Genomic DNA, 13,259 nt, shown 5'->3' on the forward strand with positions numbered 1-13,259 from the left:
CCCCCGCCCCCGCCGCAACGCCCTGGTTCCACTCGCTCAACTGGGAGCGCCTGCTGGAAACCTACGGTGTGCCGTTACTGGCCGCCATCGTGGTGCTGCTGGTGGGCCTGTGGGTGGCGCGTCGCCTGTCCAACGCGATGCCGCGCGCCACAGCGCGCATGGGCGTGGACCCGATGCTGGGCAGCTTCCTGCGCAACGTGGTGTACGCCGCATCGCTGGTGATCGTGGTGGTGCTGGCCATCGGCACGCTGGGCGTGCAGATCACGCCGCTGCTGGCCGTGCTCGGCACCGCCGGCCTGGCCGTTGGCCTTGCCCTGAAGGATTCGCTGTCCAACATCGCCTCGGGCGTGATGCTGGTGACGCTGCGACCGTTCCGCGTGGGCGATGTGGTGACCGTGGCCGGGCAGACCGGCACGGTGCGCGAAGTGCGCATCTTCCAGACCGTCATCACCGGTGCCGACAACCAGCACACCACCATTCCGAACACGCTGATCACCGCCGCACCGATCATCAACCTGACCGCCGAACCGACGCGCCGCGTCGAACTGGTGATCGGCATCGGCTACGAAGACAACATCCAGCTGGCACGCGACACCGCGCTGGCGCTGATGAAGGCCGACCCGCGCGTGCTGCAGACGCCGGCCCCGGACGTGGTGGTGTACGAGCTGGGTGCGCACGCCATCAACCTCGGCATCCGTTGCTACGTGAAGTCGGCCGACTGGTTCGGCACCAAGGTCACGCTGCTGGAGCAGCTGAAGCTGGGCTATGACAAGGCCGGCAGCCTTCAGGATCAGGCCGCGACGCTCTCTTCCAGCGTCGGGTAATCGGTGAAGCCGACCGCGCCACCGCCAAAGAACGTCGCGCGATCCGGCGGATTCAGCGCCGCACCGGTACGCAGTCGCTCCGGCAGATCCGGGTTGGCGATGAACGGCCGGCCGAAGCCGATCAGGTCAGCCCAGCCTTCCGCCAGTGCCTGCTCGGCGCGCTCGGCGGTGTACTTGCCGGCGTAGATCAGCGTACCCGGGTAGACCATGCGCAGCGCCTGTTTGAACGCCACCGGCATCAACGGTGCATCGTCCCAATCCGCTTCGGCAATGTGCAGGTAACCCACGCCCAGTTCACCCAGCAGATGCGCGGCCGCCAGATAGGTGGCCTGCGGCGTATCATCCACCGCGCCCTGCAGCGTGGTCAGCGGCGCCAGGCGCACGCCAACGCGATCACCGCCGGCTACCGCCGTCACCGCCTGCACGACCTCGCGCAGGAACCGCAGCCGGTTCTGCAACGCGCCGCCATAGCCGTCGGTGCGCTGGTTGGCCTGCGAGTCGATGAACTGGTTGATCAGGTAGCCATTGGCACCGTGCAACTCCACGCCATCGAAGCCTGCGTCCAGCGCGTTGCGTGCCGCCTCGGCGTAGTCGGCGACGATGCCCGGAATCTCGTCTTCGCGCAGCGCGCGCGGCATCGAATGCTGGATCATTTCGCCCATCCCGGCTTCGGGACCTGCCCCGGTCGGGTCGACGAACACCTTCACGCCTTCCGCCAACAACGCCGACGACGACACCGGCGCGGCGCCGCCCGGCTGCAGCGCCACGTGCGAGACCCGGCCGACATGCCACAGCTGGGCGTAGATGCGACCGCCGGCAGCGTGCACGGCATCGGTCACCCGGCGCCAGCCCTTCACCTGATCCGGGCTATGGATGCCCGGGGTCCAGGCATAGCCCTGGCCTTGAGGGCTGATCTGGGTGCCTTCGCTGACGATCAGGCCGGCGCTGGCGCGCTGCGCGTAATACGTGGCCATTTCGGCAGTGGGCACGTTGCCGGCCGACGAGCGCGAGCGGGTCATCGGCGGCATCACGATGCGGTTGGGCAGCGTCAGTGCGCCCAGATGATGAGGAGTGAACAACATGGCGGCGATCTCTTGCGGGAGGAGTGCCGCAAAGAATGGGGATGGCGCCCGCCCCGCAACAGGCACGCGCTGGCAAAACAGTTGTTCCCCCACGGCAAGGATCACCCGGCACGAAGGCTCATCCACGCATGGCGTGGCTCTACTCCAGCCTTGGCTCGATCTTTACCGCACCGTGTGCCACGCGGTCATAGCAGGTGCGCACCACATCTTCCCCGTACTTCAACTCCAGCCGGCGCACGATGAAGTGGCCGCGCGCCATGTCCTGGTAGTAGTCGGTGAACATGGTATTCAGCGTTGCACCGGCGGCAGCACCGACGATCGGCACCGCCTGTGCGGCGAACTTCTCGGTGACCACCACGCCGAAGCGCGCCGCCACCTTCTCCACCAGCTTCGCCAGCAGCTTGCCGGCTTCCTTCGGCGCCACGCCCAGGGTCAGGTCGCGGCCGGTCACCACCCGCCCGGCCAGCTCGGCCGACAGGTGGCGCATCACATCCGTGGTGAAGCCGCGGGCCAGGTAGTAGCCGGTCTCGCTGGCGTCGTCGCGCGGCGAGTTGCCACCGAGCGCGAACACCTCCAGGCACGCCTGCCGGGTGCTGAACTCGGACAGGTCGAAGCCCTCGCTGCGGGCCACGTCGGCCACGGCGCGCATCATGATGGTGGTCGACACCGGCAGTTCGATGAACAAGGCCGCGAAACCAAAGGCACCGCCGACCGCGCCCGAGGTGGCCGCCGCCAGCTTGTGCCAGCGGGTGGACGCCACCTTGCCGGGGGTATTGTCCATGCTCCACAGCGCGGCCTGTGCCGATTTGCTCAGCGCTGCCTGCACCGCACCGTGGATGCGGTTGGAGACCGCGCTGGGCAGCGCCTTCACCGCGAACTCCAGCGGCGTGCCGACCAGATTGGCCATGCGCGCGGTCATGGTCGGCGCTTCCAGCAGGGCCACCGCGCGCTGCAGGTCGGACCAGTCGCGGGCGTCATGGGCGATGTCGCGGGGGAGCAGGATCGGCTCGTTCATGGCGCCGATCTTAGCGCCCGGAAGTTGAACGGTTCGTCGCGGGGTACGACAGAGGGGTCAGAGCCCTTTCCGCAGCAAAGGGATCCGACCTCCGCGCCTTGCCGGCCAGCGGCCGGCACTACCCGTTGGTGTGTCACCCGGTAGCGCCGGGCCATGCCCGACGGCGTCGTTCAGGCAGCCGGCAGGCCCGACAGCGCGCCCATGAACTGGCGGTAGTGACGCAGCTCGGCGATTGAATCGTGTACATCGCTTAGCGCGGTATGGTTGCTGTTCTTGCCGACGCCGGCGGCCACGCTCGGCGCCCAGCGCTTGGCCAGCTCCTTCACCGTGGACACGTCCAGGTTGCGGTAGTGGAAGTACTTCTCCAGGCGCGGCATCTGGCGGTGCAGGAAGCGGCGGTCCTGGCAGATCGAGTTGCCGCACATCGGCGAAAGGCCGGCCGGGATCCACTGCGCCAGGAAGTTCACCGTCTGCGCCTCGGCCTGGCCCAGGGTGGTGGCGCTGTCCACCACGCGCTGCCACAGGCCCGAGCGGCGGTGCTGGTTGCGGTTCCACTCATCCATCGCTTCCAGCGTTTCCAGCGGATGGTGGATGGCGAATTCCGGCCCTTCGGCCAGCACGTTCAGCTGGGCATCGGTGACCACGGTGGCGATCTCGATGATCGAATCGTTGTCGGTATCCAACCCGGTCATTTCCAGGTCGATCCAGATCAGTCGCTCGTTGGCCGCGCCGGTGTCCGCCATTGTGTCGCCTCGTTGCTGGGCAGGCGCGCGGCCTACCGGTAAGGGAAAGAGGCGCCCATCATACCCTTTCGCCCCTCAGCCCTCGCCGGCGTGGTCTTCCAGCAGCAGCGGCGGCTTGCCACGTTTGGCGCGGAAATAATTGGTCAGGCGTGTACTGGCTTCCTTGGCCAGCACCCCGCCGTGAATCTCGACGCGATGGTTGTGGCGGGCGTCGCCAATGAGGTCGAACACGCTGCCGCAGGCGCCCGTCTTGGGGTCACTGGCGCCGTAGACCAGACGGGCGACGCGTGCGTGCACGATCGCCATCGCGCACATCGCGCACGGCTCCAGGGTCACATACAGCGTGCTGCCGAGCAGGCGGTGGTTCGCCAGCAGCTTTCCGCCGGCCCGCATCGCCACGATCTCGGCGTGCGCGCTGGGGTCGTGCGAGGCGATGTTGAGGTTCCAGCCCTCGCCCAGCAGCTGGCCATCGGCACCCACCAGTACCGCACCAACGGGGATCTCGTCGTACTCGCGCTGCGCACGCTCGGCCAGCGCCAGCGCGTGGCGCATCCAGTGTTCATCGGTGTCGTGCACCGGCACGCCCAGGGCGTCGGTCATGGCGGTTCTCGCGTGTGTGCAGGGCCAGGATGGCCGCCGGGGCCGCATTGTACGCCCCGGGCCGTACAGGCGCCGCTAGCGCGCGTCGAAGCGCTCGCGGGCCGCATCCAGCGCCGGGAAATTGTGCTCCGCCCAGCGGTCCAGGGCGGACAACGTCTCGACCAGACCGTGCGCGACCTCGGTCAGGCGGTACTCGACATGCAGCGGTTTGCTGCCCCGGTCACACCGCTCGACCAGCCCATTGCGCTCCAGCTGTCGCAGAGTCTGGGTCAGCACCTTCTGCGAGATGCCTTCGATCTTCCGCAGCAACGCGCCGTTGCGAAGCGGGCCCTGCGCCAATGCCGGCAGCAGCAGCATCACCCACTTGCCGGAGATCAGCGCCAGCGCATCGCGCGCCGAGCAATCGGCGGCATAGACATCGCCCGGATAGGCCATGGTTACCTCAAGGTGCGTAATTGCCGGGGCATGCCGGCACCGCGAGGATGGTCGCACACTCCTCGAACACCTCGCCCATGCGCGCCCTGATCCTGCTTGCCCACCCCGAACCCCGCTCCTTCAATGCCCACCTCGCCGCGCAGGCGGCCGAGCAGCTGAGGCACGACCACTCGCAGGTGGATGTGGTCGACCTGTATGCGGAAGGCTTCGATCCGCTGGAAGCGGCCTGGCACCATCCACGGCGCCTGCAGCCCGAGCGCTTCGATGCCCAGCGCGAACAACGCCACAGCGCCGAACTGGAGCAGTTACCCGCCGATGTGCGACGTCACCTGCACCTGCTGCGGGTCGCAGACCTGGTAATCCTGCAGTTCCCGCTGTGGTGGTTCGCGGCGCCAGCCATCCTCAAGGGCTGGCTGGACCGCGTGCTGGTATATGGGCCGATGTACAACAGCCGTCAGCGCCACGAACATGGCGTGATGCAGGGCAAGCGTGCATTGCTGAGCGTCACCACCGGTTCATCGGCACGGGCATGCGCGGTGGACGGCCGCGAAGGCGACACCCGATTGCTGCTGTGGCCGTTGATGTACAGCCTGCGCTACGTCGGCTTCGAGGTGATGGAGCCATGCGTGGTGCATGGCGTGCGTTCCGGGCTTGCAGCGGAACGCGTGCAGGCCCACGACGAAGCACTGGTTGCAGCCACCCTCTCCTACCGCGAGCGACTGACGCACTGGCGGCAGTGGCCAATCGTGCCCTTCAACGACAGCGATGACTTCGAGGATGGGGTGGTGCTGCGCGCGGACGCGATCGCGCACAGCCCCTTCATCCGCCACCGCGACGCGGGATGAATCTTCGCCTGCAGGCGCTACCGGAAAGCCTCATACTTCGCACTCTTCCGAAGCACCTTGGCGAACCCATGACCACCCTCCGCCCCTCCCGCGCCGACGACGGCGCCGCTCTTGTCGACCTCTGGCGCCGCGCCGTCGACGCCACCCACGACTTCCTCAGTGCCGAAGACCGCCAGGCCATCGATGCCGAAGTCGCCGGTTTCCTGCCGCAAGCGCCGATGACCGTTGCTGTCGATGCGCAGGATCGGCCGCTGGGCCTCATGCTGATCGATGGCACGCACATGGAAGCGCTGTTCATCGATCCGGACGCACGTGGCACCGGCATCGGCCGGCAACTGCTGCAGCACGCTCTGACCCAGCATCCGCAGCTGAGTACCGACGTCAACGAACAGAACGCACAGGCCGTCGGCTTTTACCTGCGCATGGGCTTCGTCGAAACCGGACGTTCACCGCTGGATTCGCAGGGCCGCCCGTATCCGCTGATCCATCTCCGGTACGAGGGCTGAGATCAGCCCCGGCGGCGGGGGTCAATCCACGGGCGGGGCGCTTGCCTCGAATGCCGCTGAGTAGCGCACTTCGCCCTGCGCGATCGGCGGCACCAGGGAGAGGGCCTGGAAGTACGCTGCTGGAACACCCGGCAGTACCAGGCCCGGTTCGGCATGGAACCCGAATCGGCCGTAGTAGGACGGCTCCCCCAGCACGACGCAGCCCTGCGCGCCCTGCCCACGCAATGCGTCGAGCGCCGCGTGCATCAGAGCTGCGCCAATGCCCTGCCCCTGGTATCCGGGCAGCACCGAGATGGGTCCCACGCCAAACCAGCCGGTGCTGCCATCGCTTATCGTCACCGGCGACAGGGCGATGTGCCCGACGACCTGCCCGTCCTTCTCGGCGACCAGCGAGAGACTCAGCTCTCCACGCGAACGCAGCGCATCGACAATGAACTGCTCGGTGTGGCTGCTGTGCGGCACATCGCGGAAGGCCGCCTCAGTGAGTGCGTGGATGCTTGCCCGGTCTTTACTGGACTCAGGCCGAATCGTGTAATTCATGGCGCCCGTCTCTGTGATGAAAATGTGAATTATTGATTTGAATCACACATCTGCAGAAGAGCCTGCGTCGCACGCAGCGCCAGCGGAAACACCGGATCGCCCACGGCGCAGACGATACGCCCGAGGTAGCACCCGCCGGCGCGTCAAAAACATGGCGCGCCGGGTGGCAATGGCTTGCCGACACGCTCCATAATCGGAAAACCTGTCACCCAGGAAGGATATATGGACATGGACGCGCCATGCAGGACCGGGCCATGGATGTAGCACAGCGCGAACACAGGGGACGGCCGTTGTTGGCGTTGATCGCGCTATTGCCGCTGGCCGCGTGCTCACCTTATGCCGATGCCGAGCGCGACGTTGCTGCGGGTGGACGCGGCCTGGCCAGGCTCAACCCGGCGCCGAAGCAGGCCTACGAACTGGTGCTGACAGTGAAGGATGCACCGGGCCCGTTCGCGGTTGTTGAGGGCGTGGGCCAGTATGACGTCAGCAACTACGAAGACTGCGGGCGGGTCATCTGGTCCACCGGCACGGCCAGCCGCATCACCAGCCAGGAACCGGTGGAACTGCGCAGGACGGGCGAGAACGAATACCGCGGTACGTTCTACCTCGACCGCATGCAGGACCAGGACTATTACGATCGCGGTACGTGCCACTGGACGCTGACCGGCGTTGGCGCGATGTTGCGTGCCACGACCGGCGAAGCTGATACGCGATTCCTGACGTTCATCGACAGGAAGCGCATGGAGAGGGATTCACCTCTGACGCTCTATTACCCGAAACTCATCTATCCGCGCGCCACCACCGTCGCCAACTTCGGCGCCAGTGGCGAAGAAGATCCGTCAGGGTATAGCGAAGATCTGCGCGACGCGCTGTTCTCGACCACAACCACTGTGCGGACGCTCGCGCCATGAGCTGCCAGTGCCACATTTCCCCCTACACACCAGGAGGCCGACATTGCGCCACAAGATGATTCCGTGCCTTGCTCTGCTTCTATTGACCGCCTGCAATCCGGAGACCGCCATGAACCAGGAACGTGCCGCTGCTGAAGCCGATGTCGCCCAGGGTGGGCGTGGCCTCGCCAAGCTCAACCCCAGCCCGCGCAAGGCCTATGAACTGGTGCTGCGCCTGAAGGATGCCCCCGGTGATTTCGCAGTGGTCGAAGGCGTAGCGCAGTACGACGTCACCAACGAAGACCAGTGCGGCCACATCGAACCAGCCACCGGTACCGCCGCACGCATCACCAGCCAGGAGCCGGTGGAGCTGCGCAAGGTCGCTGATGGTGAGTACCGGGGCACTGTATACATCGACCGCATGCTGGACGAGGATTACTACGGTCGCGGTGTCTGCAAGTGGGAGTTCACCGGTGCAGGCGCGATGCTGAAGGCGACGGGGGCTGAGGGCGAGACGCGCTTCCTTTCATTTATTGAAGCAGCGCCATTCGTCAAAGGCGAGACCGAGACTCGCTACTATCCTCGTTCGGACTATCCGCGCGTGAACGAGATTCCTGACTACGGCGCAAGCGGCCAAGAAGACCCCACCAAGTTCCGCCCTGAGCTGCAGAATTCACTGTTCTCGGCTTCACTTGAAGCCAATGAGGTCCGCCAATGAGCCTCAGCAGCCAAGACTATGCGGGTATTTCCGACGACGTGTACAAGGACCGTGCGGTCGGTCGACGCGCTCCCGGCAAGGAAGAGCTCGTAGCGATCAACGGGCATGAGTACAAGATCCTCGAGCACGTTGATAATCGATTGAACGGTTATCAGGGAACGATCTACCAGCGAGTCGACACCAATGAAATTGTCGTCGCACATCGCGGCACCGAACAGATCGCCCGCGATGCGATCCTGACCGATGGTGGCATGGTTGTCGCCCGCACCAACGTCCAAGCACCGGACGCCATCGCGCTGACCCAACGCGCCCTCGCCTATGCCAAGAAGGAGGGGCAGGATCTCGGACAGCGCCCACCCGAAGTCACCGTCACCGGCCACTCTCTCGGTGGCGCTCTGGCCCAGATCACCTCGCACCATTTCAACGTCAAGGGCGAAACCTTCAACGCCTATGGCGCGGTCAGCCTCAGCTACCGCATCCCGGAAGGCGGCAACACCATGATCAACCATGTCATGGCCTCCGATCCGGTCAGCGCGGCGTCGCCGCACTTCGGCCAGGTGCGCATCTACGCCAGGCCGAATGAAATCAGCACGCTCGCCGCGAACGGTTTCAGCAATCACTCGTTGCGCGCCCTTATCCCCGACCGGCCGATCATCGCCGCAGGCAGCTCGTTCGGCGCGCACAAGCTGGGCAACTTCCTCGGTGACGGCTCGGTGCTGCAGCACCCGGAAACGCAGAAGCTGGCAAAAGACAACGCCAGGATGATCGAGGAGTACCGCGACGACGTTGAATCACTGCGCCGTGGTGTCACCCGCGCGGCGCGGGGCATTCCAGGCGGCGCCGTCGACCTGTACGACCACATCCGCGGCCCGCTGCAGCCCGGTGAGCCGGCACGCCGCGAAGCGGAGAAGAACGGCCATCACACCAGCATGCTGCGAATGGACGATGCCAACCATGTGGGCAACCCACTGTTCAACGACGCGATCCGTGGCGTGCACGCGCAGGATGTCCGCGTCGGCCGGGTACCAGACGTGATGAGCACGCAACTGGCAGGCAGTCTGGCCGCCGAAATGCACGCAGCAGGCGGCAAGCGCATCGACGAAGTGGTCATGAATGCCGATGCCTCGCGCAGCTTCGCCGTGCAGGGCCAGGGCGGTGACCCCGCCCACCTTCGTGTGTCGGTGGATACGGCAGTGGCGATGAACACCCCGCTGGAACAGAGCAGCCAGCGCATCGACCAGCAGGCCGCAGGCCAGCGGCTTGCGCTGGAGCGCGACCAACAGCTGGAACAGCAGCAGCATCAGACCCGCAGCCTGCAGGCCTGATGGCGGCGCGGGAGCCACTCACCCCGGCTCCCGCACCCTTCGGCACTCCGGCTCAGGGGCTGGAGGCCGCCACTGGCACGCCTACTCCGGCAGTCACGAACGGATCCGGGCCCGAATCCGGGAATCCGCCGCAGGCACGATCGCCGGGTGCCACCGGATCACAGGGCCACAGGGCGCGTGCGACCTTCTCACGCAGCTCGAAGCGATCCCCAGTCCAGACCACGAACGCGATGTGCTCGCGGTTCCAGTCACCGTAGGCGCGCGGACCGCCCTTCTGCGCAGACTCCGGGTACTGCACGAACCAGCGCATGGCCGGGCCGTACTGCAACTTGCTATGGTCCAGGATGACACGTCCCTCACGCGACAGCTGTCGCGCACGGTCGGCGTCCGTCACCGGCGGCATGGCCGGCATGGCATCGGCGGTCACACCCCTCGGCGGCGCGTCCCCGCGGACCTGGTACACACGCTGGGCCACATAGGCCTCGCGACAATCACCCGCTGGCACGCGGACCGGCTCCGCGCCGTACTCATCGCGGTTGGCGACCTGGTCGCTGCAGGTGAACGGTGCTGACACCAGATAGAACGTGCTGTCGCCGTCGCGCCCTTCCAGCGAGCGCACCCAGATGTCGCCCATCCGCACGATGAAGTCCGGGCGCTGGCCGTAGCCCGGCACCGCCTTGAACCATGCCTTCTGCCGCACCTCACGCTCGCGCCAGCTGCGCGGCAGGTGGATGTCCTGCACGGGCAGTGCGACCAGCAACGCGGCCAGATGCGCCGGCATGGTGCCTTGGCAGGCGCCAATCAGCAGGTCGCCCTGGGTCGCCAGACGCCCGGCCAGATCCACCGGGCAGCGGGCACCGAGCGCCCGCTCGGTCGCCTGCTCGGGCGGCAACGGCACGATGGCCAATGCGGGCGGAGCGGGTGCTACCGCGGGAACGGTTGGCTCGACGGCGGCAGGCGGTTCAGCTACAGGCGCCGCCGCTGCGGGCGCAACGGGCGCCGGCGCCGGTTCCGCAGCCGGCGCCGGCTGCGTGTCCACCACAGGGGTCGCAGGGGGTGTCACGGCAGCCGACACCTCGGGCGGCGGCGCCACGACAACGGCGTCGGCCGCCGCGCGCGCGGCAACGGGCGCCGCCTCTGCAGGCGCCTCAACGGTAGCCTCGGCAGCGGGGGGCGTCTCCACCACAGATGCCGCTACCTCCTGAGCCTGTGCCGCCCCCGCGACAAGTCCAAGTGACAACAGCCAGACCGACGGCAGGCAGCGCACGGATGCAGTGCAGCGGGCAGCGGCGTGCCGGGTATTCGAGGGAACGATTCGCATGTGGTGTCCTTACGAGTGGGTTTCCATGTCGGCGCCACAGGGCGCCACGCGTCGTACGTAAAGCGCCTGCGGGCACTCTGCCCGCCGGCATCAGGTGCTACAGGGATCGAGAGCGCTGCTCCTGCTCGCGGGCGAGCGCGGCCGCGGGGTCCTGCTGGGCGACACTGGCGGCCAACTGCTGGCTGCTCTGCGCCAGCGGCTGCTGCGCCGCCTGTTCGCGCTCGACCGAAGCGCGCAGCATGGCCGGGTCACCCAGCGCGCCCTGCACGGCAAACAACGTGCGGCCGTCGTTGCCAGCCAGGAGATGATCGATGCGCGACATCCCCGCCTTCTGCGCGCTCAGCGCCAGTGCGCCGGCAGCATTGTCCAGTTCCTGCACGCTGCGCAGACCGCTTTGCGGCCCCATCTGCTGCAGGTGTTGGCGTGCGCCCTGGAACAGTACGTGTCCCGGCGCGCCCGGCTGCGACATGTCCCGTGCACCGGTCTGCTGCGCCGGCGCCCCGACTTCGCCCCTATCCAGACGCGCCATCACATCTGGCGTCAGCTTCTGATGCCACACGTCAAAACGCTGCTGGCGGGCTTCGATGCCGTTGAGCGCGCCATTCAGGGCACGCGTGGCTTCGCGCACATCCTCGCGCGCCGCCTCTGGCACCCGCGTCTGCCACTGCCACACGGCAATGCGACCTGCGTGCTCGGGCTGCGCGGCCAGTTCCGGGTGATTCACCAGGTCCAGTTCCAGCGCCTTGCCAGCACGCTCATAGTTCTCCTTGCCGACCAGCGGCAGATAGCCGCGGCCGTGATACTTCAGTGCGTCGCCAGGGGCATCGTTGCCCATGCGCCCGCCGTACATCAGCTCAGCCAGGTTTTCCGGGCGGCCACGCAGCGCGTCCTGACGGGCGCTCTCCAGCGCACCGTTGCCATTGCGCCACGCTGCTTCCACCGGGATCTGCGAGATACCCCGGGTGAAGTTGAAACTCTCGTTGAGACGGCTCAAGCCACGGGATTCATGCCCGGCCTGCGCCATGAAGTTGGCCAGTTCCCGGGACGAAGTCATGCCGGCCTCCGTGGCCTGCCGCAACAGCAACGACTCCCTATCCTGCGACACGGTGAAACTCCTGCTCGATCATCGTTGGATACTCCCGCCTCCTCACAGGCATGGCACTCAGGGCAAGCTCACGTCGGCGACGACGGAAGGGTCGAAATCCTCGAATCGCACCCGGCCAAGCTCGGCCGCGGAGAAATCGCGCGTGTGGGTCGCTTCGGTTTCGGTGTCCACCACCTTGCGCTGCACGCCATGCACCCAGCACGCCTGCTCGGCAGGTGCATACCGGAAGGTGTAGACGCTGCTCCAGCGTTCGCGGCTGCCGCCGTTGGTGATCACGCTGAACGCGCCGTCTTCAATCGTCACGTAGGCGAAGGGGTCACCGGCCATGCCACCGCGCGTTGAGCACGGCACCAGCTTGTCGTTGCGTGCCGCCAGCTGCCAGCGGCCCGTGGCATCGCCCAGCAGCAACAGCAGGACCCGGTTCGGTCCGTGCTCGCCGGGCAACAAGCCCTCCGGAGGAGGTTGGTCGATCACCAGGAGCTGGTCCTGGAAACCATTGCCGGTCAGATCGCCGCGTACAGCTTCCAGCAGGTTCGCGCCGGACGGAACGAACGCCAGGGCATTGTCCATGTGCGTGCCACTCCCCTTCTCCATCCCCTGCAACTCCTTCAATCCCGTCTTGCCAGTTCCCGAGCGGAGGCCGGAAACGGGGCGATGCCCCGCACGTGCCCGGCGGCCGCCATGGCGGATGATAGCCCCGAGCCCACGGCAACCGCGATGGTGGCAAGCGTCACCCGCACCGCGGGGGGACACAGTCCTCATGGACGGAAAAGCTCCTGCGTTCGATGGCACCGGCGCGTCGGGATTTTGACGCGCACGCAGCTTACTTCGAGGAGGCAGCGCTCGTCGAAGGGGGCTTGGGATGAAAAGCGCACTTGATCACAAAAAAGTGCGGTTAGCGCGACTTGTTGCCGAATCGAAGGCTGATAGCAGCCGGAAAGGATTGAAAGTGCAAAGCCCACGGAACTGGCCGGCGGCTTTCACAAGAATCAATGTCAGTCTGATCTGGAACTGCATCAGAGCCCGCAGGACCCTCCCTAAGGGATGCCTCGATGCACGTTCTGCTCAGTCACTCCTGAAGACCAATCACAAGCAGGGAGCCCCTGCCGTGTCCGCAAACACACCTGTGGACGTACCAGGACTCGACAGGTCGTAGCGTTCTTGCCGGCCAAACTTCTTCAACGCTGTAGTTCACCCTCTCACTAAAACGGGGAGACTGCACGCACTGTATACTGAAGTGACCCCCGGGAGTTGGACGCCAGATCCAACCCCGAGGGATACATGAACAGATACGACGCTCGTTTCAAACT

Annotated in this window: 15 protein-coding genes; 6 read left to right on the forward strand and 9 right to left on the reverse strand. The window is 66.4% G+C overall.

Annotated elements, in window-relative coordinates; all coding sequences use genetic code 11:
• Positions 1–824 (forward strand): mechanosensitive ion channel domain-containing protein (locus O0J15_RS18310; protein ID WP_308306085.1); only part of this gene is annotated, 824 nt, incomplete at its 5' end.
• Here O0J15_RS18310 and O0J15_RS18315 read toward each other — a convergent pair.
• From O0J15_RS18315 to O0J15_RS18335, 5 genes are all read right to left on the reverse strand, one after another.
• Positions 791–1,906: an alkene reductase gene (locus O0J15_RS18315; protein ID WP_308306086.1), complete on the reverse strand. Its 1,116-nt coding sequence runs from the start codon at positions 1,904–1,906 to the stop codon at positions 791–793. The genes O0J15_RS18310 and O0J15_RS18315 overlap by 34 nt on opposite strands.
• Before the next feature lie 139 nt (positions 1,907–2,045).
• Complete coding sequence (locus O0J15_RS18320; RefSeq protein ID WP_308306087.1) at positions 2,046–2,921, reverse strand: EcsC family protein; 876 nt, start codon at positions 2,919–2,921, stop codon at positions 2,046–2,048.
• 170 nt (positions 2,922–3,091) lie between these two features.
• Entirely contained in the window at positions 3,092–3,664 is a 573-nt protein-coding gene (gene orn / locus O0J15_RS18325; protein WP_164145240.1) for an oligoribonuclease, read from the reverse strand.
• A 75-nt stretch (positions 3,665–3,739) separates the two neighbouring features.
• Positions 3,740–4,264, reverse strand: coding sequence for a tRNA adenosine(34) deaminase TadA (tadA, locus tag O0J15_RS18330; protein WP_019660275.1), 525 nt, complete (start codon positions 4,262–4,264; stop codon positions 3,740–3,742).
• A 75-nt stretch (positions 4,265–4,339) separates the two neighbouring features.
• Entirely contained in the window at positions 4,340–4,699 is a 360-nt protein-coding gene (locus O0J15_RS18335; protein WP_010484895.1) for a helix-turn-helix domain-containing protein, read from the reverse strand.
• A 77-nt stretch (positions 4,700–4,776) separates the two neighbouring features.
• Between O0J15_RS18335 and O0J15_RS18340 the strand changes: the two genes are divergently transcribed.
• Positions 4,777–5,544 carry an NAD(P)H-dependent oxidoreductase gene (locus O0J15_RS18340; RefSeq protein ID WP_049413574.1) on the forward strand — a complete coding sequence of 256 codons (768 nt, stop codon included), beginning with the start codon at positions 4,777–4,779 and terminating at the stop codon, positions 5,542–5,544.
• Positions 5,545–5,612: 68 nt separating this feature from the next.
• Positions 5,613–6,050 (forward strand): acetyltransferase, encoded by a 438-nt coding sequence (locus O0J15_RS18345; protein ID WP_308306088.1) that lies wholly within the window; start codon positions 5,613–5,615, stop codon positions 6,048–6,050.
• Between the two features lie 21 nt (positions 6,051–6,071).
• On the opposite strand, the gene O0J15_RS18350 is transcribed toward O0J15_RS18345, so the two are convergent.
• Complete coding sequence (locus tag O0J15_RS18350; RefSeq protein ID WP_134735800.1) at positions 6,072–6,590, reverse strand: GNAT family N-acetyltransferase; 519 nt, start codon at positions 6,588–6,590, stop codon at positions 6,072–6,074.
• A 239-nt stretch (positions 6,591–6,829) separates the two neighbouring features.
• Here O0J15_RS18350 and O0J15_RS18355 point away from each other — a divergent pair, with 239 nt between their 5' ends.
• The 3 genes from O0J15_RS18355 to O0J15_RS18365 are packed head-to-tail and all read left to right on the forward strand — an operon-like array spanning position 6,830 to position 9,523.
• The gene (locus O0J15_RS18355; RefSeq protein ID WP_134730785.1) at positions 6,830–7,501 is read left to right on the forward strand and encodes a hypothetical protein; all 672 of its coding nucleotides are present in this window, start codon (positions 6,830–6,832) and stop codon (positions 7,499–7,501) included.
• A 43-nt stretch (positions 7,502–7,544) separates the two neighbouring features.
• The gene (locus O0J15_RS18360) at positions 7,545–8,198 is read left to right on the forward strand and encodes a hypothetical protein (protein WP_019660280.1); all 654 of its coding nucleotides are present in this window, start codon (positions 7,545–7,547) and stop codon (positions 8,196–8,198) included.
• A complete protein-coding gene (locus O0J15_RS18365; RefSeq protein WP_134735802.1) occupies positions 8,195–9,523 on the forward strand; it encodes an XVIPCD domain-containing protein in 1,329 nt (442 codons plus the stop codon). The genes O0J15_RS18360 and O0J15_RS18365 overlap by 4 nt, the downstream gene beginning before the upstream one ends.
• 52 nt (positions 9,524–9,575) lie before the next feature.
• Here O0J15_RS18365 and O0J15_RS18370 read toward each other — a convergent pair whose 3' ends face one another.
• The 3 genes from O0J15_RS18370 to O0J15_RS18380 all read right to left on the reverse strand — a co-directional run bounded on the left by O0J15_RS18370 (position 9,576) and on the right by O0J15_RS18380 (position 12,543).
• Positions 9,576–10,421, reverse strand: coding sequence for a hypothetical protein (locus tag O0J15_RS18370; RefSeq protein WP_239502475.1), 846 nt, complete (start codon positions 10,419–10,421; stop codon positions 9,576–9,578).
• Positions 10,422–10,941: 520 nt separating this feature from the next.
• Complete coding sequence (locus tag O0J15_RS18375; protein ID WP_308306089.1) at positions 10,942–11,949, reverse strand: XVIPCD domain-containing protein; 1,008 nt, start codon at positions 11,947–11,949, stop codon at positions 10,942–10,944.
• A gap of 57 nt (positions 11,950–12,006) precedes the next feature.
• Entirely contained in the window at positions 12,007–12,543 is a 537-nt protein-coding gene (locus tag O0J15_RS18380; RefSeq protein ID WP_019660284.1) for a hypothetical protein, read from the reverse strand.
• Positions 12,544–13,259: the final 716 nt, after the last annotated feature.

Source organism: Stenotrophomonas sp. Sm10 (genome assembly GCF_030985515.1).
GTDB classification, from domain to species: Bacteria; Pseudomonadota; Gammaproteobacteria; order Xanthomonadales; family Xanthomonadaceae; genus Stenotrophomonas; species Stenotrophomonas hibiscicola.